A 21,356-nucleotide genomic window follows, 5' to 3' on the forward strand; every position below is an offset into this window, starting at 1 on the left:
ATTACTGTTGATGAAGAAGGCTTTAAGGCAGCTATGGAAGAGCAGAGAGTTAAGGCTCGTAATGCTAGAAAGACTACTAACTACATGGGTGCTGACGCAACAGTTTATGATGATATTGATCCAGCAATTAGCTCTGAATTTGTTGGCTATGACAAGTTAACAAATGAAGGCGAAGTCCTTGTTTTAACAACAGAGGAAGAAATTGTTGATGCTTTAACAGAAGGTGATAAGGGTACAATTATCGTTGATAAGACAGCTTTCTATGGCACAATGGGTGGCCAGGAAGGTGATAAGGGTATTATTACAACTCCTGAGGGCGAATTTAAAGTTGAGACTACAATTCACTTAAAGGGTGGCAAGATTGGTCACGTTGGTGAAATGACAAAGGGTATGATTAAGCAGGGTGATAAGGTTACACTTTGTGTTGATGAAGCTGGTAGAGCTGACACATGTAAGAACCACTCAGCTACTCACCTTTTACAGAAGGCTTTAAGAACTGTTTTAGGCGATCACGTAGAACAGAAGGGTTCATTTGTAAATCCAGAAAGACTTCGTTTCGACTTTACTCACTTCCAGAGCGTAACTAAGGAAGAATTAGCTAAGGTTGAAGAATTAGTTAATGAGCAGATTGCAAAGGCTGTTCCTGTTGTAACTGATGTTATGACAATTGATGAAGCTAAGAAGACTGGTGCTATGGCCCTCTTTGGTGAAAAGTATGGCGAGAAGGTACGTGTTGTATCTATGGGCGATTTCTCTAAGGAATTCTGTGGTGGTACACATGTAGCTAATACAGCTAATATTAGATTATTTAAGATCGTTGGTGAGTCAGGTGTTGCAGCTGGTGTTAGAAGATTAGAGGCTCTTACAGATAAGGGCGTATTAAACTACTATGCTAAGCTTGAAGAAGAATTAAGCAATGCAGCTAAGGCAGCTAAGGTTGAACCTGCTCAGCTAATTAATAAGATTAACTCATTAAATGATGAAGTTAAGGCACTTTCAAGTGAGAATGAAAAGCTTAAGGCTGAACTTGCAAACAACGCTCTTGGTGATGTTTCAAGTGATGCAGTTGAAGTTAAGGGTTTTAAGTTAATCGCTACTAAGTTATCAGGCGTTGATATGAACGAACTTAGAAACTTAGGCGATAAGTTAAAGACAGAAATCAAGTCAGGTGTTGTATTACTTGCATCTGATAATGATGGTAAGGTTAACTTAATTGCTATGGCAACAGATGATGCTGTTAAGGCTGGTGCTCATGCAGGTAACTTAATTAAGAGTCTTGCTCCAATCGTTGGAGGTGGCGGCGGTGGTCGTCCTAACATGGCTCAGGCTGGTGGTAAGAATGCTGCTGGTATTGATGAGTTACTTTCAAAGGTAGCATCTGAATTAGAAGGTCAGTTAAACTAGTCTAAACTTTTAGTTCAAAACTAGTTGACGAAAATAAAATATATGGTATAATTTTAGTTGTGCGATTAGAATACCCTATATTTATAATTATGTATTGATGCACAATTTGCAACAGAAGGGTGGTCAGGGAAGTATGTCAAACGTAATCGTTAAAGAAAACGAATCATTAGATAGCGCTTTACGCAGATTCAAGAGAAACTGTGCTAAGGCTGGCATTCAGCAGGAAATTCGTAAGAGAGAACATTACGAAAAGCCAAGCGTAAGACGTAAGAAGAAGTCTGAAGCTGCTAGAAAACGTAAGTACAACTAATTATAATTGTAAAGATAATGAGGCTAGCATACATTGTATGCTAGCTTTTTTATCAATTTTATCTTGGAGTGTAGTAGATGAGCGAATTAGAAAAGATGATTAATATCCCAGCTAGTGCTGCGGTTAATGTATTTGGACAGTTTGATGAATATGTACAGGCGATTGAGAGAACATTGCACGTTGATATTATCGCAAGAGATGAGAATGTAAAAGTAATAGGTGAGGAAACTAATGTTAGAAGCGCTGTTGAGGTTCTTAATAACTTAGTTACACTTAATAATAGGGGCAATCAGATAACTAGACAGAATGTTGATTATGCCCTTTCTTTAGTTTTAGAGAATAAGCAATCAGATATGATGCTTGAGATAGATTCAGATACCATTGCAAGAACTATTGCAGGTAGACCAATTAAGCCAAAGACTTTAGGCCAGAAGGAATATGTTGATATGATTAGAGATAACATGGTTACTTTTGGTATTGGTCCTGCAGGTACAGGTAAGACATATCTTGCTATGGCAATGGCCATTACGGCTTTTAAGAACAATGAGGTTAATAGAATTATTTTAACAAGACCTGCAATTGAAGCGGGCGAAAAGCTTGGATTCTTGCCAGGTGACTTACAAAGTAAGGTTGATCCTTATCTTAGACCACTTTATGATGCTCTTTATCAGATTATGGGAGCTGAGAGCTTTACAGCTAATATGGAGAAGGGTCTTATTGAGGTTGCACCTCTTGCCTACATGAGAGGTAGAACTCTTGATAATGCCTTTATTATCCTTGATGAAGCACAGAATACAACACCAGCCCAGATGAAGATGTTCCTTACAAGAATTGGTTTTGGAAGTAAGGTAGTTGTAACGGGTGATATGACTCAGAAGGATTTACCTTTTAATACACAGTCTGGTTTAGAAGTGGCAATTAAGGTCTTATCTAGAGTGGATGGCATTGCATTTGCAAAATTAACTAATAAGGACGTTGTAAGACATCCTCTTGTTCAAAAGATTGTAAAGGCTTATGAAAGCTATGAAGAGAAGTTAGAAAAGAAGAAAAAAGCCCCAAAGAATAGAGCTTTTAAAAAATAAAAAGGTAAATAAAAGGCCAAGAGCCTAAGGAAGAATTGAGAGGTATATTTATGGGAATTTACATTGAATATAATACAGATAAGAAATTTGATTTTAACTACGAAGACGTTATTAGATCAGTTATTATTGAGGCTATTGATTATGTAAAATGTCCTTATAAGGCAGAACTTAATGTAACAATTACAGATAATGAGGAAATTCATGAAATTAATAAGCAGTATAGAGATGTAGATTCAGCAACAGATGTACTTTCTTTCCCAGGCCTTAACTACGTGGAGCCGGGAGACTTTAAGAGCTTAAAAAAGTTTTTAGAGGAGAATCACGAGGACTACTTTAATCCTGAAACTGACGAGCTTATGCTAGGGGACATTGTGGTTTCAATTGAGAAGGTTTATGAGCAGGCCGACAAGTATGGTCATTCTCCCCTTAGAGAACTTGCCTTTCTTGTGGCCCATAGCATGATGCATTTATTTGGCTATGATCACATGACTGAGCCTGAGGCTAAGGAGATGGAAGGAAAGCAGGAAGATGTCCTAGCTCGTCTTGATATTACAAGAGATAAGGATATAAAGATGATTACTAAGGCCACAAAGGAAGATGAGGCCTTAATTAAAGAGGCTAAGAAGGCAATGAAGTTTTCTTATTCTCCATACTCGAAGTTCCCTGTGGGAGCTGCTCTTTTAACAGAAGATGGCAAGATTTTTACAGGAGCTAATATTGAAAATGCATCTTATGGCGCTACAAATTGCGCAGAGCGAACAGCAATTTTTAAGGCCGTATCTACTGGCGAGAAAAAGTTTGTAAAGATTGCAGTAGTTTCAAAGAAGGGTGCGGCTTATCCATGCGGCATTTGTAGACAGGTAATGTCTGAATTTATGAATGAGAATGCAATTTGCCTTGTGGAAGTGGATAAGGAGATTAAAAGATATAGCTTAGGGGATTTGTTAGCATTTTCCTTTAAACTATAAGATTGTATAGGAAGAATAAGTAAAACTAAGAGATATAAGGATTGATTATGAAAGATTTTTTTGAATATGATTGCCTAATAGTGGGAGCGGGAGCTTCAGGGCTTTTTGCGGCTAGCCTTTTATCAACTACAGGCCTTAAGTGTGCAGTGGTTGAGGCTAACAATAAGCTTGGTGCTAAGCTTTTACAAACTGGCAATGGAAAATGTAATTTCACAAATCTAAATCTTAATGAAGAAAACTATCAAAATGAAGATAGAGATAAGGCCTTTGCCATAATTAAGGAGTTTGATAACAAGGAAGTTATTAATTACTTTAAGGAGCTTGGAGTTTTAACTAAAGTTAGAGATGGCTATGTCTATCCTAGATCTGAAACAGCTCTTAGCGTGGTTAATGCCTTAAGACTTGATATAGAAAGTAAGAAAGTTAAGCAGTTCCTTAATTGTAGTTTTAAGTCCTTTAAAAAGGAAGGAGATTATTTCCTTGTAAACTGTCTTGAAAAGATGGAGGAAAATTCTAAAAAGCAGGATACTTCTAAAAAGCAAGAAGCCTCTAAAAAGCAGGAGGCAAGCTTTCCAATTACCATTAAGGCAAAGAAGCTTATAATTGCTACAGGAACTAATGCAAGTATAGATAATAAAAGAAAGTCTAATCAGGAAGAATTCCTAAAGGACATGTCCATTAAATACAAAAAATTTCTACCAGCCCTAGTAGCACTAAAGGCAGACAATAAGTTTATTAAGCTAGCTAAGGGAGTAAGAGCCCTTGGTAAGGTTACAATTCTTGTGGATGGTAAGGAAATCGCCTCTGATACAGGTGAGATTCAGTATGCAGATTATGGTATTTCAGGAATCCCTGTATTTCAGATAAGTAGATATGCGACTGCTGCCTTGAACGATAAAAGGAAGGTGTATGCAAGCCTTGATATTACACCGGATTTTACTAAAGAGGAGCTTTTTGAAAATGTTTCTCTTATTGTAAAAAATGGACAAACTAAATTTTTAAGAGAACTTTTTGATGGCTTTATTAATCATAAATTAATGGAATTTATTTTAAAGAATATTAATATGGACCTAGATATAAAGGCTAGTAATTTAACTTCTAAGGATATTGATAAGATTTGCAAGGCCCTTAAAAATACCAGTCTTGAAATTATAGATTCAAAGGGAGAGAACTTCGCTCAAGTTTTACAGGGTGGAGTTTTATTTAGCGAGTTAACAAACGACTTAGAGTCAAAGAAATATCCAGGCCTATATTTTTGTGGTGAGATTGTAGATGTAGATGGCATGTGCGGTGGCTACAATTTACAGTGGGCTTTTTCATCGGCTCACAAGCTATCTAAAAAGATAATAGGAGAATATAGTGGAACAGGAAGTAATTAGAATATCTAATATTAAATGTAAGCCAAATGACGGCCTTGATTTAATTGAAAAAAAGATTAGAAAGGCCCTTAATTTAGGCAAGGAAGATATTAAATATGAGATTTTAAAGCGTTCTATTGACTCAAGACATAAGCCAGAGATTATCTATCTTTATAGCGTCAATGTCTTAAGTGTTAAGGGAAAGAGCTTTAAGGATATATTAAAAAGAACTAGAGATAAGAATGTGACTCTATCTAAAAAAATAATTTATCAGTTAGATACAAGCACTAAGGGACGTGAAATTAGTGAAGAGGAAAGACCTGTTATTATAGGTTTTGGTCCTGCAGGAATTTTTGCAGCCCTTAATTTATCTAGAATGGGCCTTAGACCTATTGTCTATGAGAGAGGTCTTGAAATCTCAAAAAGACAGGAAAAGGTTAATGGCTTTTGGTCAGGTGAAAAGCTTGATTTAAACTGTAATGTACAGTTTGGCGAAGGCGGGGCTGGTACATTTTCAGATGGTAAATTAAATTCAAGTATTCATGAGAGTACCGGAAGGATTAGTTATGTTCTTAATACCTTTGTAGAACACGGGGCAAATCCAGAGATCCTTTATGTTAATAAGCCACATATTGGAACAGATGTCCTAGCAAAGGTCATTGTAAGTATTAGAGAAGAGATTAAGGCTAATGGCGGAGAGATACATTTTGCATCAAAGCTTGAGGCTATTAATTTAAAGGCTAATCCAAGTGGGGAAAAGGAGATAGACTCCCTAGAGATTAAGGATTTAACTACAGGTAAAATTTTTACAAAAACAGCTAGAAAGGTAATCCTAGCTATTGGACATAGCGCAAGAGATACCTTTGAAATGCTTGATAAGCTAGGCATTATGATGACTGCAAAGCCTTTTGCTGTGGGCGTTAGAGTAGAGCACAAGCAGGAACTTATTAATAGAAATGCTTACGGGGCTGCCCTTGATAATCCAAATTATAAGCTTCCAACTGCAGATTATAAGGTGACTTATAAGACTCATGCTAGCGGCGAGGAGAGAGGAGTTTATTCCTTCTGTATGTGCCCAGGCGGCTATGTGGTTAATGCATCAAGTGAGGAGGGAGAGCTTGCCGTTAACGGAATGAGCTATTCAAGCCGTGCAGGTGAGAATGCAAACTCTGCAATTATTGTAACCGTCACTCCTAAGGATTTTGGTGAAAATGTACTTGATGGTATGAAATTCCAGAGAAAACTTGAGGCTGCTGCTTATAGAGAAGGTGAAGGTAAGATTCCTGTACAGACCTTTGGAGATTTTGATAAGGGGGTCAAGTCAACTAGTCTTGGTAAGGTAATGCCTAATACTAAGGGGGATTATAAGCTTTCAAATTTAAGAGAAGTTTTACCAGAATTTATAACAAGTTCATTAACTGAAGGAATTCATGGTTTTGATAAGTTTATTAAGGGCTATGATAACGAGGAAACACTACTATTAGGCGTGGAATCAAGAACTTCATCCCCTGTTAAGATTTTAAGAAATGATGATTATTATTCAATAAATATTAAGGGTCTAATACCATGTGGTGAGGGTGCTGGTTATGCAGGCGGTATAACTAGTGCGGCAGTAGATGGAATGAAGGCTTGCGAGGCAATTGCCAAGGGCTTTATAAACTAGACTTTTTTTAGGAAATATAGTAAAATTAATCCTTGTGAAACTTTAGGTTTTGCAAGGATTTTTTAGGGCTAAAGGTGACTATATGGAGAATTTACGAGAAGCAATTAAAGGCAAAAAAAGAATAGTTATTAAGATAGGTTCCTCATCACTTATGCATGAGAACACAGACAGATTAAACCTATTAAAGATTGAGAAGTTGGTAAGAACTTTGGTGGATATTAAGAATTCAGGTAGAGACGTGGTTTTAGTGTCTTCTGGTGCTATTGCAGTAGGAAGAAATGCCATTGGTCTTGATTGTAAGCCGTCGGAGTTACCAGTTAAGCAGGCTTGTGCAGCCATTGGACAGGCAAAGCTTATGATGGTTTATCAGAAGATTTTTGCTGAATATAATTCTTTAGCAGCACAGGTTTTAATGACAAAGAACACAGTCCTTAATAAGACTAATAGATTGAATGCTAGAAATACATTTGACGAATTATTAAAACTACATGCAATTCCTATAGTTAATGAGAATGATACAATTTCAACATATGAGATTGAACAGCTTAATACATTTGGAGATAATGATAGATTATCAGCAATTGTTTCAGCTATTATTGGGGCTGATTTGCTAATTCTTTTATCAGATATTGACGGATTATATACAGATGATCCTAATTCTAATCCAGATGCTAAATTTATTGAGTGCGTAGATACACTAGATGATACGACCCTTGATATGGGTAAGGACAGCTCAAAGAGTAGTGTCGGTACAGGGGGCATGGCAGCTAAGCTTGTGGCTGCTAAGATTGCTACTTATTCAGGTGCAGATATGGTTATTACTAATGGTAATGACATTGAAAATATTAATAGAGTTTTAAAGGGTGAAAGTGTTGGTACAATCTTTAAGAGCAATAAGATTGAGAATTTCAACCTTAATTCACTAATCGATTAATTTCGGAGGATATATGGATATTCAGCTTATTAAGAATGCCGAAGAAAGTAAATATATACCCCTAGCTGGCGAATTATTACTTCAAACTCAGAATGACGAGTCGATTTTTAGCAATCGATTTAGGTCAAAGAAGATGTTTTTACTTAATGCGTCAACTAATGAACGTTTTGAAATTGGTTCAGGAATCAAGAAGTATTTGTTTGGTGAGATTTCTTATGCAAGTAAGGATCCAAACTATATATACTTTGTTTCCCTTGAGGAAGAGACTGCAGAAAGCTTTTGGGTAATTCTTTATAAATATCAATTCGATAATGATGAGATTTCTAAAAGTTACAAATTTTCTATGAATAAATCAGACATAGAGGATAGACTTCTTATCTTTGCAATTGATGGAAATTATCTATTGATTGAGCAGATTGATAGAAAGACTAATAAATTTAAGAGAATAATTCTTCATGAGACAAATCAAGACAGAGATATTCCTATTGAGAATTCCCTAGTGGGAGTTTTAGGTGCTGAGAGAATTATTCCAATTAGTGGTAATAATTGCGTGGTTAAACTTGGAGCAAGCAAGACCTTTGAGCAATTTAAGAATGACAATAAGAAGAAGGACATTTTAATAAGTTCTTATGCCTTAGTGGATGAGGCAGACGTGGTGGACGAGTTTGAAACTAACGAGCAGATAACACCAGAGACTGAGATTATTGGAATTGTTAATATTAGACAGTTTATTTCAGAGAATTCCCTTAACGGGGCCAATGTCAGCATGGAAAGACTTGATGTTGCAAAGAAGGATTCCACTTTCCCATACATTAAGATAACTGAGGGTAAGGTGGTTTATTCTAAATTCTCCGCTGAATATCACTCTGAGAAGATTGTTTTTTATGATTATGAAAATGATGTAAAGCAGGTACGTCTTAATAATGACGTTTATAAAAGCACGGACTTAAGTTATACCTACATCATTAACGACACACCATATATGATAAGCAGAGCTAAGACTCAAACTACTATGCTTAATCTAAATAACCAAAAGATTGAGGCAAAGTTTGGAGCAGATGTCTATGTGAAATTTGTAGAGAATGACCTTTTGGTTTTATCTAGAAAGAAGCACAAGATTCCATTTTTTAATGAGGGCTCAAACTACATTGAAGTAGTTCGATTCCCAGATATACATACTAAGGTTTTTACAACAAAGGCAGACTATAAGTACTGTATTTCCACAGGAAATAATTTGCTTATTTTTACACCTTAGTTTTTAAGATAGAAAGGAAGTAGTTTTATGAATATGCAGGAAAGACTTGATAGAATTAATGAACTCTATAGAAAGTCTAAGGCTGAAGGCTTAACAACTGCTGAAAAAGAAGAGCAGGATAAATTAAGAAAAGAATATGTTAAGATTTTCCGCGAGAATTTAAGAGGTTCTCTTGAGACAATTAAGATTCAAAATCCTGATGGCAGCATTATTGATGTCAAGGAAAGACATGATGAGAAGATGAAATTAAAGGCCAAGAAAGAATTAGAAGAAGCTAAGAAAAACGGTAATTAAGTTTGGATTTGGACTAAGAATAGGTAACTAGAACATGGAAAAGACAGAGCTAAGGAAGTTAATTAAAGAAAGAAGAAACACATTTTCAAAAAAAGAATTAGCTAGTTTAAGCGATAGAATAGCGGACAATCTCTTTAAATTAGAGGAATTGGCTTTTGTAAAAAATGTACTTATCTATGTAAGTACTAATGTGGAAGTTGATACAAGAAAATTAATTCTAAAATTTCTTGAGGCAGGCGTTAATGTATATGTGCCTCGTGTAATGGATTTAGGCCAGGGGCTTATGAGATTTTTTAAGATAAATAGCTTAGAAGATTTAGAGCCAGGGTGCATGAAGATTTTAGAACCAAAACTAAATTTAGAAGAGCTTGATGAAGCTAGTATTGATGATAGCTTTTGCATTATAATGCCGGGTCTTTCTTTTGATAAAAAAGGACATAGGTTAGGTTATGGCGGCGGATTTTATGACAGATTTAATGCAAGAGTTAATCCTAAGCTTTTAAAAGTTGCCCTTAGTTTTGAATTTCAGCTTGTAGATGAATTAATAGCAAATGAATATGATATAGATGTAGACAAGGTTATTACTGAAAAAGAAATAATAAATTGTAAGTAAAGGATATTTTTATGAATACGGAAATTAAAAAGGAATTAGATAAGATTAAACCAGTTCAGAAAATTAAGGAAGCAGTTGAAAGCAGCGAAGAGCTTTCAGTTCAGATAGAATATATTGGAAAGTGCCAAGAGTATATTATGGATTTAAAGAATAGACTTGGCAGACCACTTTACGCTTGCATTAACACATTTGGTTGCCAGATGAATGCAAGAGACTCAGAGAAATTACTAGGAATTTTAAAGGAAATTGGCTTTGTGGAAACAGATGATGAAACTAAGGCCGATTTTGTTTTATATAATACATGTACAGTTAGAGAGAATGCCAACTTAAGAGTTTATGGTAGATTAGGTCAGTTACGTGGCTTAAAGAGAAAGAAGCCTCATATGCTTATTGCTCTTTGCGGTTGTATGATGCAGGAGCCAGAGGTAGTTGAAAAGATTCAGAAGTCTTACAGATTTGTAGATATTGTCTTTGGTACTTTTAATATCTATGAGTTAGCACAGCTTATTTATGAGAGAATCACAACTAATAAGCAGGTTGTAGACATTAGACAGGATACTAATGAAATTGTAGAAAATTTACCTGTAGAGAGAAAGTTCCCATTTAAGTCTGGCGTTAATATTATGTATGGTTGTGATAAGTTCTGTACTTATTGTATCGTGCCTTATGTTCGTGGTAGAGAAAAGAGTCGTGAACCTAAGGAAATCGTAAGAGAAATCGAGCACTTAGTAGCAGATGGAGTTAAGGAAGTTATGCTTCTTGGACAAAATGTTAACTCTTACGGCAAGGGACTTGGCGATGATGTTACATTTGCAAACCTATTAGCTGAAATTGATAAGATTGAAGGTTTAGAGAGAATTAGATTTATGACACCATACCCATCTGATTTTGGTGATGATGTTATTGAGGTCTGTTCAAAATCTACTAAGATTTGTAACCACTTCCATATGCCAGTGCAGAGTGGTAGTACAAGACTTCTAAAGAAGATGAACAGACGTTACACTAAGGAAGAGTATTTATCATTAATTGATAGAATTAGAGCTAAGCTTCCTAATGTTTCATTTACAACTGATATTATTGTTGGTTTCCCAGGTGAGACAGAAGAAGATTTCCTTGAAACTCTTGACGTGGTACGTAAGGCAAATTACGACAGTGCTTACACATTTATTTACTCAAAAAGAACAGGTACACCTGCTGCCAAGTTTGAAGACCAGGTGCCAGAGGATGTGGTTAAGGATAGATTTAACCGCTTACTTGAAGTAGTAGATGAAGTTTGTCATAAGAACAGTAAGAGATTTGAAGGCCAGACAGCAAGAGTACTTGTTGAAGGACTTGATGATCACGAAGAGGGCATGGTAACAGGCCGTATGACTAATAACATCTTAGTTCACTTTAAGGGAGATGCATCCTTAATTGGTTCCCTTGTGGATGTTAAACTTGTGGAATGCAAGGGCTTTTATTACATGGGCGAGTTAGTTTAAGCACAAATAAAAAATGGAGGAGAAGAAATGGCTGAATATTCACCGATGATGCAACAATATCTAAAGACTAAAGAAGAATATAAGGATTGTATTCTCTTTTATCGATTAGGCGATTTCTATGAAATGTTTTTTGACGATGCCATTCAGGTATCAAAAGAGCTTGAGTTAACTCTTACAGGAAAAGATTGCGGACAGGAGGAAAGGGCACCTATGTGTGGTATCCCTTTCCATGCTGCCGAAGGCTATATTAATAGACTTGTAGCTAATGGTCACAAGGTGGCCATTGGTGAACAGGTAGAAGATCCTAAAACTGCAAAGGGTCTTGTTAAGCGAGAGGTTATCAGGGTTGTAACTCCTGGTACTAATATTGAATCTAGTGCTCTTGATGAAACTAAGAATAATTATACTATGAGTATTTTTTATCTTGGTGAGAAATTAGGAGTGTCTTTAGTAGATTATTCTACAGGAGAATTCTTTGTAACAGAGCTAACAACAGGCTCTGCTTTAATTGATGAAATTAATAAATTTACTCCATCAGAAATCATTATTAATGATTATTTCTTAATGTCAGGAATTGATATTAATACAGTTTGTGATAAGTTAAATATTTCTGTATCAACTCTTGATAATTGGTATTTTGATGATGATACAGCAAAGAGAACCATAGAGGAACATTTTCATGTGACTGACCTTACAGGTCTTGGTCTTGCTGACTTAACTGTTGGAATTAATGCTGCAGGCTCCCTTCTTGTCTACCTAAAAGAGACTCAAAAGACAGAGCTTTCACATATTACTAATCTAGTTCCTTATACTACAGGAAAATATATGCTTATCGATTCTTCATCAAGAAGAAACCTTGAATTGGTTGAGACCATGAGAGAGAAGCAAAAGAAGGGTTCTCTTCTTTGGGTACTTGATAAGACTAAGACTGCAATGGGTGCTAGATCCCTTCGACTTTTAATTGAGCAGCCTCTTATTAATAAAGAAGAAATTATTAGAAGACAGGATGCTATTGAGGAACTTAATAATCATGCCATTGATAGGGAAGAGCTTAGAGAATATCTAAATCCTATCTATGATTTAGAGCGAATCATGACTAAGATTAGTTGTCATTCAGCTAATCCAAGAGACTTAATTGCTTTTAAGAATTCTTTGGAAATGTTACCTCATATCAAGAGAATTATTGGAAGCTTTCAGTCTGATTTATTCAAAGAATATTTTAATGAATTAGATGATTTGTCCGATTTATACAATTTAATTTCAGCAGCTATTATTGATGATCCACCCATTGCTATGCGTGATGGCGGACTTATTAAGGATGGCTATTCTGCGGAAGTGGATGAGCTTAAAAATGCGAAGATTAACGGTAAGGATATGCTTGCGGCGATAGAAGAGCGTGAACGTGAGGCAACAGGCATTAAGAACTTACGTATTAAATACAATAAGGTTTTTGGTTACTATTTAGAGGTTACAAATTCCTTTAAGTCACTAGTACCAGATAATTGGGTTAGAAAGCAGACTTTAACTAATGCCGAGCGTTATACAATGGATGAGTTAAAGAAGCTTGAAGATATGATTCTTGGGGCTGAAGATAAGCTATATTCTCTAGAATATGACTTATTTGTTGAGGTTAGAGATAAGATTGCAGGAGAGGTTTTACGTATTCAAAAGACTGCAAGAGCAGTGGCAATGATTGATGTATTTGCTTCTTTATCAGTGGTTGCAGTAAATAATAACTTTACAAGACCTAGAATTAATGAAAAGGGTATTATTGATATTAAAGATGGTAGACATCCAGTGGTTGAGAAGATGATTTCAGGAGATATGTTTGTTTCAAATGATACATATCTTGATAATAACGCCAACAGAGTGGCAATTATAACGGGTCCTAATATGGCTGGTAAGTCTACATATATGAGACAGACAGCTCTTATTTGTTTGCTTGCACAAACTGGTTCTTTTGTACCTGCAAGTTCTGCTAACATTTGCCTAGTAGATAGAATCTTTACAAGAGTTGGTGCATCAGATGATTTGGCTAGTGGACAATCTACCTTCATGGTGGAGATGACCGAGGTTGCCAACATTTTACGAAATGCTACTAAAAACAGTCTTATTATTCTAGATGAGATTGGCCGTGGTACTTCTACCTTTGATGGACTAAGTATTGCCTGGGCTGTAGTTGAGCACATTGCTAATACTAAGATTCTTGGTGCTAAGACACTTTTTGCAACTCATTATCATGAGCTTACTGAACTTGAAGGGTCTCTAGCGGGCGTTAAGAATCTTTGCATTGCCGTTAAGGAAAAGGGTGATGATATAGTATTCCTTAGAAAGATTGTAAAGGGCGGCGCAGATAAGAGTTATGGTATTCAGGTGGCAAGACTTGCAGGTGTTCCTGAATCCGTTCTTGATAGAGCTAAGGAATTAGTGCTTGAGCTTAGTAATGCTGACATTTCTATGAAGGCAAAGGACATTGCTCAGTATTCAAAGCAGAGCTTTAAGATTGGAGAAGAGTATAAGAGTGTGTCTGACCTTGATGTAAGACAGATGACACTATTTGATGCGGTTCCAGATAATGACATTTTAGATGATTTAAGAAATCTTGATATAACTAATATGACACCTATTGATGCCCTTAATGAGCTCTACAAGCTACAGGGCAAGTTAAAGAATAGATGGTAGAATTTTGAACGCAGTAATTAAGGCTAAAGTTGGGAGGGATAATATGCCAATTAAGATGCTAGATCAGGCTACAATTAACAAGATTGCAGCTGGTGAAGTAGTTGATAGACCTCAGTCTATTGTTAAGGAGCTTGTTGAAAATGCTATCGATGCCGGAGCAAGCGCAATTACAGTAGAAATTAAAGAAGGCGGAATTAGTTTTATAAGAGTAACTGATAACGGCAGTGGTATTAACGGAGATGAGATTCCAACGGCCTTTCTTAGACATGCCACAAGTAAGATAAAGTCTATTGAAGATTTAATTAGCGTATCTTCTCTTGGCTTTAGAGGTGAGGCCCTTGCAAGTATTGCAGCGGTGGCTCAAGTGGAATTAATTACAAAGACTAAGGATAAGCTAAATGGCTATCGTTACGTAATAGAAGGCGGTAAGGAAAAGAGTCTAGAGGAGGTTGGCGCCCCTGATGGTACAACAATTGTTGTAAGAAATTTATTTTACAATACTCCAGTTCGTCGTAAATTTTTAAAATCTGCCAACACAGAAGGGGGCTATATTAACTCTCTTATGCAGTACCTAGCCCTTTCACATCCAGATGTTTCTTTTAGATTTATTGCTAATAACAACAATAAATTGCACACTTCTGGTAACACTAATCTAAAGGACATTATTTATAGTGTTTATGGTAGGGAAATTACTGCAAATCTTTATGAGATTAATGCAAAGACCATGGATATTTCCATGAAGGGTTTTATTTGTAAGCCTTTTATTTGTAGAGGTAATAGAAGTTACGAGAATTATTACATCAACGGCCGTTACATTAAAAGTAACATTATTAATAAGGCCATTGAGGATGCCTATAAGGGCTTTGTAATGCCAAAGAATTATCCATTTACAGCGATACATTTTACAATTAATTCTGAAATTATTGATGTAAATGTGCATCCTTCAAAGATGGAGCTTCGCTTTGCAAACAATGATTATGTCTATAATTTTGTATATGCAAGCGTGCTTTCTTGCCTAAAGGCTCAGGAGCTTGCAGCAAATGTTCCTGTGGGCCCTAATAGTGAGAAGGAAGAAAGGACTGTGGCACAGCCAAGCCTTATGGCACAAGCAACAAATCCTACTGATAGAAGACCTGAGCCTGTGGCTGCTAGCCTAAATCAGCATGATAAGAAGGATACTCTTGCTTCAAACTATCAGGAGAGAAGAATCGATAAGGTATCTGCTGCAGAGATTGAAAATCAGGTTAAGCCAAACATTAATAAGGAAAGACTTCCTGAGCCTTTTGAAATCAAGCGTTCTAATGAAATGATTAAAGAGGATTTAAAGGAATATGAGGCTGTTAATGATAAGCTAAAGACTTCAGAGCAGATGTCCATTTTTGATGATAAATTATTAGCCCAGACTAATAAGCCAAAGTATAGGATTATTGGCCAGCTCTTTGAGACTTACTGGTTATTTGAGTTGGGGGATAAGTTTTATATGATGGATCAGCACGCAGCTCACGAGAAGGTGCTATATGAGCGTTTTATGAAACATTTGCATGAAAAGGAAATGTCTTCACAGATGATTATGCCTCCGGTTATTCTTACTCTTAACATGAGAGAAGAGGAGTTATTAAAAGAAAATATGAAGCGCTTTAAGGACTTGGGCTATGAAATTGAGGAGTTTGGTGGCAATGAATATAAGCTTACAGGAATTCCTGCAGGCCTTCCAACTCTTGATTATAAGGCGCTTTTTATAGAGATTTTGGATAATTTAACTGAGGATTATAAGTCTGCTGAGGCAGAAATTTTTACGGATAGAGTGGCGACCATGTCTTGTAAAGCGGCGGTTAAGGGTAATAATAAGTTGTCTATTAATGAGGTGGAGGAGCTTATGGCAGAGCTTATGACTCTTGATAATCCTTACAATTGTCCTCATGGCAGACCAACTTTGATTATTATGACTAAGTATGATATTGAAAGAAAGTTTAAGAGAATAGTAGGTTAATAAATTTATGGAAAATAAAGACAAACAACCTTTAATAATTATATCTGGACCAACAGCGGTTGGTAAAACTTCTAGTTCTATAAAGCTTGCAAAGGCCATTAACGGTTCTATTATTAGTGCTGATTCTATGCAGGTTTATAAGGGCATGGATATTGGTACTGCAAAGATTACAAAGGAAGAGATGGAGGGAGTTAAGCATTACTTAATTGACTGTCTTGATCCTAAGGATGAGTTTAATGTTATGGTTTTTAAGGAAATGGCTTTAAAGGCCATTGAAGAAATCAGACATGAAGGAAAGATTCCTATTGTAGTTGGTGGTACTGGCTTTTATGTGCAGGCTCTTTTATATGATGTGGAATTTACAAAGACTGAGGATGATAATAGCGAGTATAGAAACTCTTTATATGAATATGCTAAGACTTATGGAAATGAAGCTCTACACGCTAAGTTAGATGAGGTGGATAAAGAGTCTGCGGCTAGTATACATGCTAATAATGTAAAGAGAGTTGCTAGGGCTTTGGAATATTTTCATCAGACAGGGGAGCTTTTCTCTAAGCATAATGAGACTCAAAAGCAGAGGACTTCTCCTTTTAATTATGTTTACTTCGTATTAAATGATGATAGAGATGCTCTTTATGAAAGAATTGATAAAAGAGTGGACAAGATGTTTTTAGATGGCCTTGTTAGTGAAGTTGAAAAATTAGCTAAAATGGGGTACACTAAAGACCTTGTGTCTATGCAGGGCATAGGTTACAAAGAGATTCTTGACTATTTAGATGGCAAGTATTCTTTGGAGGAAGCTAAGGAAATAATCAAGCGTGATACAAGAAGGTTTGCAAAGAGACAGCTTACTTGGTTTAGACGAGAGAAGGACTGTCTTTGGGTAGATATTGGAAAGCTTGATTACGACTTTAGTAGAATAATTGATTTTATGATGCTTGAAATTAAGAATAGAGAATTAATTTAAAAGCATTAGTTGGAGGAATATCGTGAAATTAGCATATTGTAATGAATTTAACATCGACCCAAAGGTCTATGACTTTTGCGAAAGTGTAGAGAATGATTTAAAAGCTAGATTTGAGAAAATCGATAAGGTTGCAGAATTTAACCAGTTAAAGGTTATTAGCGCTATGCAAAAGGCAAAGGTTTCAGAGGCACATTTATCTGGAACAACAGGTTATGGCTATAATGACTTAGGTAGAGATACATTAGAGGAGATTTATGCTGACATTTTCAAAGCAGAAGATGCTCTTGTAAGACCACAGATTACTTGCGGTACACATGCCTTAAATGTAGCACTTGCTTCCCAGCTTCGTCCAGGAGATGAGCTTTTATCACCTGTTGGAAAGCCTTATGATACTATGGATGAAATCATTGGTATTAGAGAGTCTAAGGGAAGTCTTGCTGAATACGGCATTAGCTATAGACAGGTGGATTTACTTGAGGATGGTAGTTTTGATTTTGATGGAATTAAGGCCGCAATTAATGAAAAGACTAAGTTAGTTACAATTCAGCGTTCAAAGGGCTATGCTACAAGACCTACATTATCTGTTGAGCAAATCGGCGAGCTTATTAGCTTTATTAAGTCTATTAAGCCAGAAGTTATTTGTATGGTAGATAACTGTTATGGTGAATTTGTAGAAGAGATTGAGCCAACTGAGGTTGGAGCTGATATGTGCGTTGGTTCTTTAATTAAGAACCCAGGCGGCGGTCTTGCACCTTGTGGCGGTTATATCGTTGGTAAGAAGGAATGCATCGAGCAGGCAGCTTACAGATTAACTAGTCCTGGTCTTGGTAAGGAAGTTGGTGCTTCCCTTACTCTTAATCAAAGCTTCTATCAGGGCTTATTCCTTGCTCCAACAGTAGTAGCAGGCGCTCTTAAAGGTGCAATTTTTGCTGCAAATGTTTACGAGAAGGCAGGCTTTAAGTGTAGACCGACAGCAAGCGAAGATAGATACGATATTATTCAGAATGTAGAGCTTGGTTCTAAGGAAGGCTTACTTGCTTTCTGTAAGGGTATTCAGATGGCTGCTCCAGTAGATAGCTTCTTAACACCAGAGCCATGGGCAATGCCAGGTTATGATTCAGATGTCATTATGGCTGCAGGCGCTTTCGTACAGGGCTCATCTATTGAGCTTAGTGCAGATGGTCCACTAAAGGAACCATACCTTGTATTTTTCCAGGGTGGCTTAACATGGTATCATGCTAAACTTGGTATTATGATGAGTGCCAATGAGATGTTTAAGGCTGGTCTTTTTAACATTTAAATAAGTTTTAAATTAGTATTGTGCTTGAAAATCCCCCTATTTATGCTAAAATAGTTCTGTGCTATAATTTTAAGTGATTTTGTAATCAAGAAAATTATTGTAAAGAGGGGGATATAATGGCTAAGTATAAAAATGGCTGGTTATTGTTACTGTTTATTATTATTGGGATAGTACTTGGCGGTTTGGTAGCTGAAGCTGCAAAAGGAGTTCCTGGAATTTCTTGGCTAAGCTACGGACAAACAATTGGAACAGTAGATGGAGATTTAACTACTATTGATTTAGGGGTTATAATTTTTACTATTGCTCTTCAGATTAAACTGACAGTTGCAAGTATTATTGGCATTATTCTTGCAATTATAGTTTTTAAGGTTATTTAAGACGGGGTATTCTGTAATTTAATTACATGAATAGTATGTTTAACAACGGGGGCATTGACATTGAATTGATGCCTTATGAGAAGGCTTTAAGATATGGAATAGAGACTTTAACGGATGTGGAGATTTTAGCAGTGATTTTACGAACGGGAGTTGGTAAGATTAAGGTGCTAGACTTAGCTAAGTTATTATATGAGACAGCGGGAAATAAGGGCTTAGTTGGCCTTGCTTCTCTTGAAATTGATGATTTAGTTAAGATAAAGGGCATTGGTAGAGTTAAGGCTATTCAGATTAAATCTATAATAGAGCTTTCAAAGAGACTAGCTAAGTTAAAGGCCAATGAGAAGTTGGATTTTTCTAGGTCTGAGACGGTGGCTAAGTTTTATATGCAGGATTTAAGACATTTACAGCAGGAGCATCTAATTCTTGTTTTATTAGATAGTAAGTGCTGTTTAATTAAAGATATGGTCTTGACAGTTGGCACGGTTAATAGTTCCTTAATAGATACGAGAGACATTTTCATTAAGGCACTTAAAAGCGGGGCTGTACAGATTATGCTAATCCATAATCATCCAAGTGGAGATCCTACACCTAGCAAGGCAGACATTAATGTGACTAAAGAGATTTATGAGGCTGGTAAAATTCTTGGAGTTAATTTAACTGACCATATTGTTATAGGTGACAATACCTATGTTAGTCTCAAGGCAATTGGGATTTTTTAATTAAAGGAAAGGGTTTTATAAACCTAAAGGAAAGGAATACGACATGTCTAACGTATATGGAATTGATATTGGAACAAGTAATTTTAAAATGTGCACTAAGGATAACGAGATTCTTAATGAGAAGAACATTATCGCCATCGCTAATAAGAACGAATTATTAGCTTTTGGTGATGAAGCATACGAGATGTATGAGAAGACACCTGAGAATATTGAGGTTTCTTTCCCAGTTAAGTTTGGCGTAATAGCTGACATCGAGAATATGCAGACACTTCTTTATAGTTTCTATGAGAAGATTAATAAGGAAAAGAAAACTGGTAATACAGAATTTTATATAGCAGTACCAACTGATGTTACAGAAGTTGAGAAGAGAGCCTTCTATGAATTAGTAGTAGAGTCTAAGGTTAAGGCTAAGAACGTATTCGTAGTAGACAAGCCAGTAGCTGATGCAATCGGAGCAGGTATTGATGTTACAAAGTCAAAGGGTGTTATGGTTGTTAATATCGGTGCTGAGACAACAGAAATTTCAGTATTATCTCTTGGTGGTATTGTAATTTCTAAGTCAGTTAAGATTGGTGGTAATAAGCTTGATGAGTGCATTATTTCTGCAGTAAGAAAGGCTTATAATTTAGTAATTGGTTCTAAGACTGCTGAAGGTTTAAAGAAGGAACTTGGTAGCGCGGTTAAGACAGAGGAGAAGTTTGCTCCTGGCTTTGGTCGTAACATTTTATCAGGTCTTCCAGTAAGCGTTCAGATTTCTTCAGATGTTATCTATGATGCTATTGTTGATGCGCTTCACTCAATTATGGATTCAATAAAAGTTATCTTAGAGAGAACTCCACCAGAACTTGCTGCTGATATTATTAAGGATGGCGTATACTTCACAGGTGGTACATCTATGATTAATAATTTAGAGGATTTCATTAAGAGCGAGACAAATCTTAATGTTACAATAGTAGAAAATCCTTCAGAATCTGTTGTTAGAGGTCTTATGGGAGTTGTAACAAATCCTGATTTTGCTAAGATTCCTTATACTCCTCAGGATAGAACTTTTGAGTAAATATAAGAAACGAGGTAATAAGGTATATGAGAAAGAAATTCGAATCTTTTCTTACATCTAAATATATTCTTATTGGCTTAACTGTTATTTGTTTATTCTTTATTGGAACTTCCTTTTTTACGGATTCCCTAACAAAGCCTTTACAGACTGCAGTTTCTTATGTTGTCGTTCCTTTACAAAAGGGTATGAACAATTTAGGACTATGGGTTTCTGATAAGCTTGATAACCTACAGGAAATTTCTGATGTTTTGGAAAAGAATGAAGAATTACAAAGTCAAGTTGATGCATTGACAGAAGAGAACAATTTACTTAAGCAAGAGACATATGAATTAGACAGACTAAGAGAACTTTATGAACTTGATAATCAGTATTCTCAATATTCAAAAGTAGGTGCTAATGTTATTGGTATTTCATCAGATAACTGGTATTCTTCACTTACTATAGATAAGGGATCAGATGATGGTATTCAAGTAGATATGAACGTAGTTGCTAGCGGTGGTTTAGTTGGAATTGTAACTGAGGTGGGATCTAATTACGCTATTGTAAAGACTATTGTTGAAGATAATAGTTATGTGAGTGGCATGATTATTGATACTAACGAAACTTGTATAGTTCAGGGTGATGTGGAACTTATGGATTCTGGCATGGTACATCTTGGATATTTTGCAAGTGATGTTACAGTTAATGATGGCGATAAGATCGTTACATCAAACGTTAGCGATAAATATTTGCAAGGTATATTAATTGGATATGCAACAAATGTAACAGCTGACTCAAATAACCTAACTCAGTCAGGTTATTTAATACCTGCAGTTGATTTTAATAACTTACAGGAAGTTTTAGTTATTACTGATTTAAAAACAACTACGGATTAATTTGTACTTTAAAAGGGGGAAGGCTTT

General features: G+C 36.0%; 19 protein-coding genes and 1 pseudogene. All 20 read left to right on the top strand.

Translation table 11 applies throughout. The features are described 5' to 3' along the window. Positions 1-1,404 (top strand): alanine--tRNA ligase-related protein (locus QVA17_RS08845; RefSeq protein ID WP_287388082.1); only part of this gene is annotated, 1,404 nt, incomplete at its 5' end. 133 nt (positions 1,405-1,537) lie between these two features. After that, positions 1,538-1,714, top strand: a complete 177-nt coding sequence (rpsU, locus tag QVA17_RS08850; protein WP_005603101.1) for a 30S ribosomal protein S21 — start codon at positions 1,538-1,540, stop codon at positions 1,712-1,714. A gap of 77 nt (positions 1,715-1,791) precedes the next feature. Next, on the top strand, positions 1,792-2,796 hold the full coding sequence (locus tag QVA17_RS08855) for a PhoH family protein (protein WP_287388100.1): 1,005 nt from the start codon (positions 1,792-1,794) through the stop codon (positions 2,794-2,796). Between the two features lie 50 nt (positions 2,797-2,846). Further along, positions 2,847-3,353 (top strand): annotated as a pseudogene (ybeY, locus tag QVA17_RS12690) (rRNA maturation RNase YbeY); the annotation flags it as partial. 9 nt (positions 3,354-3,362) lie between these two features. Next, positions 3,363-3,764 (top strand): cytidine deaminase, encoded by a 402-nt coding sequence (cdd, locus tag QVA17_RS12695; RefSeq protein WP_408606417.1) that lies wholly within the window; start codon positions 3,363-3,365, stop codon positions 3,762-3,764. 47 nt (positions 3,765-3,811) lie between these two features. Beyond that, on the top strand, positions 3,812-5,143 hold the full coding sequence (locus QVA17_RS08865; protein WP_287388105.1) for an aminoacetone oxidase family FAD-binding enzyme: 1,332 nt from the start codon (positions 3,812-3,814) through the stop codon (positions 5,141-5,143). Beyond that, complete coding sequence (locus QVA17_RS08870) at positions 5,124-6,785, top strand: NAD(P)/FAD-dependent oxidoreductase (protein ID WP_287388107.1); 1,662 nt, start codon at positions 5,124-5,126, stop codon at positions 6,783-6,785. The genes QVA17_RS08865 and QVA17_RS08870 overlap by 20 nt, the downstream gene beginning before the upstream one ends. 82 nt (positions 6,786-6,867) lie before the next feature. Beyond that, positions 6,868-7,719 carry a glutamate 5-kinase gene (proB, locus tag QVA17_RS08875; protein ID WP_287388110.1) on the top strand — a complete coding sequence of 284 codons (852 nt, stop codon included), beginning with the start codon at positions 6,868-6,870 and terminating at the stop codon, positions 7,717-7,719. Between the two features lie 13 nt (positions 7,720-7,732). Continuing rightward, positions 7,733-8,974 carry a hypothetical protein gene (locus tag QVA17_RS08880; protein WP_287388112.1) on the top strand — a complete coding sequence of 414 codons (1,242 nt, stop codon included), beginning with the start codon at positions 7,733-7,735 and terminating at the stop codon, positions 8,972-8,974. A gap of 27 nt (positions 8,975-9,001) precedes the next feature. After that, positions 9,002-9,268, top strand: coding sequence for a DUF896 domain-containing protein (locus QVA17_RS08885; protein WP_027430784.1), 267 nt, complete (start codon positions 9,002-9,004; stop codon positions 9,266-9,268). A 34-nt stretch (positions 9,269-9,302) separates the two neighbouring features. Next, positions 9,303-9,881 carry a 5-formyltetrahydrofolate cyclo-ligase gene (locus QVA17_RS08890; protein WP_287388115.1) on the top strand — a complete coding sequence of 193 codons (579 nt, stop codon included), beginning with the start codon at positions 9,303-9,305 and terminating at the stop codon, positions 9,879-9,881. A gap of 11 nt (positions 9,882-9,892) precedes the next feature. Further along, complete coding sequence (gene miaB, locus QVA17_RS08895; RefSeq protein WP_287388117.1) at positions 9,893-11,362, top strand: tRNA (N6-isopentenyl adenosine(37)-C2)-methylthiotransferase MiaB; 1,470 nt, start codon at positions 9,893-9,895, stop codon at positions 11,360-11,362. A gap of 27 nt (positions 11,363-11,389) precedes the next feature. Beyond that, positions 11,390-14,044 (top strand): DNA mismatch repair protein MutS, encoded by a 2,655-nt coding sequence (gene mutS / locus QVA17_RS08900; protein WP_287388121.1) that lies wholly within the window; start codon positions 11,390-11,392, stop codon positions 14,042-14,044. A gap of 43 nt (positions 14,045-14,087) precedes the next feature. Continuing rightward, positions 14,088-16,034 carry a DNA mismatch repair endonuclease MutL gene (mutL, locus tag QVA17_RS08905; RefSeq protein ID WP_287388124.1) on the top strand — a complete coding sequence of 649 codons (1,947 nt, stop codon included), beginning with the start codon at positions 14,088-14,090 and terminating at the stop codon, positions 16,032-16,034. A 7-nt stretch (positions 16,035-16,041) separates the two neighbouring features. Beyond that, a complete protein-coding gene (gene miaA / locus QVA17_RS08910) occupies positions 16,042-17,001 on the top strand; it encodes a tRNA (adenosine(37)-N6)-dimethylallyltransferase MiaA (protein WP_103952006.1) in 960 nt (319 codons plus the stop codon). A 52-nt stretch (positions 17,002-17,053) separates the two neighbouring features. Continuing rightward, positions 17,054-18,301, top strand: coding sequence for a methionine gamma-lyase family protein (locus QVA17_RS08915; protein ID WP_027430778.1), 1,248 nt, complete (start codon positions 17,054-17,056; stop codon positions 18,299-18,301). Between the two features lie 116 nt (positions 18,302-18,417). After that, on the top strand, positions 18,418-18,678 hold the full coding sequence (locus QVA17_RS08920) for a DUF4321 domain-containing protein (RefSeq protein WP_103952007.1): 261 nt from the start codon (positions 18,418-18,420) through the stop codon (positions 18,676-18,678). A gap of 26 nt (positions 18,679-18,704) precedes the next feature. Further along, positions 18,705-19,397, top strand: a complete 693-nt coding sequence (gene radC, locus QVA17_RS08925) for a RadC family protein (RefSeq protein WP_242969099.1) — start codon at positions 18,705-18,707, stop codon at positions 19,395-19,397. Positions 19,398-19,440: 43 nt separating this feature from the next. Beyond that, the gene (locus QVA17_RS08930) at positions 19,441-20,454 is read left to right on the top strand and encodes a rod shape-determining protein (protein ID WP_287388133.1); all 1,014 of its coding nucleotides are present in this window, start codon (positions 19,441-19,443) and stop codon (positions 20,452-20,454) included. A gap of 26 nt (positions 20,455-20,480) precedes the next feature. Next, entirely contained in the window at positions 20,481-21,329 is an 849-nt protein-coding gene (mreC, locus tag QVA17_RS08935) for a rod shape-determining protein MreC (RefSeq protein ID WP_027430774.1), read from the top strand. Positions 21,330-21,356 lie beyond the last annotated feature (27 nt).

Source organism: Lachnospira sp., from assembly GCF_016290755.1.
Classification (GTDB): Bacteria; Bacillota; Clostridia; order Lachnospirales; family Lachnospiraceae; genus Lachnospira; species Lachnospira multipara.

Excerpts from the sequence above, each read along its gene's own strand:
- rpsU (WP_005603101.1), top strand. The coding sequence starts at position 1,538 with ATGTCAAACGTAATCGTTAAAGAAAACGAATCATTAGATAGCGCTTTA.
- QVA17_RS08855 (WP_287388100.1), top strand. The coding sequence starts at position 1,792 with ATGAGCGAATTAGAAAAGATGATTAATATCCCAGCTAGTGCTGCGGTT.
- QVA17_RS08865 (WP_287388105.1), top strand. The coding sequence starts at position 3,812 with ATGAAAGATTTTTTTGAATATGATTGCCTAATAGTGGGAGCGGGAGCT.
- proB (WP_287388110.1), top strand. The coding sequence starts at position 6,868 with ATGGAGAATTTACGAGAAGCAATTAAAGGCAAAAAAAGAATAGTTATT.
- QVA17_RS08880 (WP_287388112.1), top strand. The coding sequence starts at position 7,733 with ATGGATATTCAGCTTATTAAGAATGCCGAAGAAAGTAAATATATACCC.
- QVA17_RS08885 (WP_027430784.1), top strand. The coding sequence starts at position 9,002 with ATGAATATGCAGGAAAGACTTGATAGAATTAATGAACTCTATAGAAAG.
- QVA17_RS08890 (WP_287388115.1), top strand. The coding sequence starts at position 9,303 with ATGGAAAAGACAGAGCTAAGGAAGTTAATTAAAGAAAGAAGAAACACA.
- miaB (WP_287388117.1), top strand. The coding sequence starts at position 9,893 with ATGAATACGGAAATTAAAAAGGAATTAGATAAGATTAAACCAGTTCAG.
- mutS (WP_287388121.1), top strand. The coding sequence starts at position 11,390 with ATGGCTGAATATTCACCGATGATGCAACAATATCTAAAGACTAAAGAA.
- mutL (WP_287388124.1), top strand. The coding sequence starts at position 14,088 with ATGCCAATTAAGATGCTAGATCAGGCTACAATTAACAAGATTGCAGCT.
- miaA (WP_103952006.1), top strand. The coding sequence starts at position 16,042 with ATGGAAAATAAAGACAAACAACCTTTAATAATTATATCTGGACCAACA.
- QVA17_RS08920 (WP_103952007.1), top strand. The coding sequence starts at position 18,418 with ATGGCTAAGTATAAAAATGGCTGGTTATTGTTACTGTTTATTATTATT.
- radC (WP_242969099.1), top strand. The coding sequence starts at position 18,705 with ATGAATAGTATGTTTAACAACGGGGGCATTGACATTGAATTGATGCCT.
- QVA17_RS08930 (WP_287388133.1), top strand. The coding sequence starts at position 19,441 with ATGTCTAACGTATATGGAATTGATATTGGAACAAGTAATTTTAAAATG.
- mreC (WP_027430774.1), top strand. The coding sequence starts at position 20,481 with ATGAGAAAGAAATTCGAATCTTTTCTTACATCTAAATATATTCTTATT.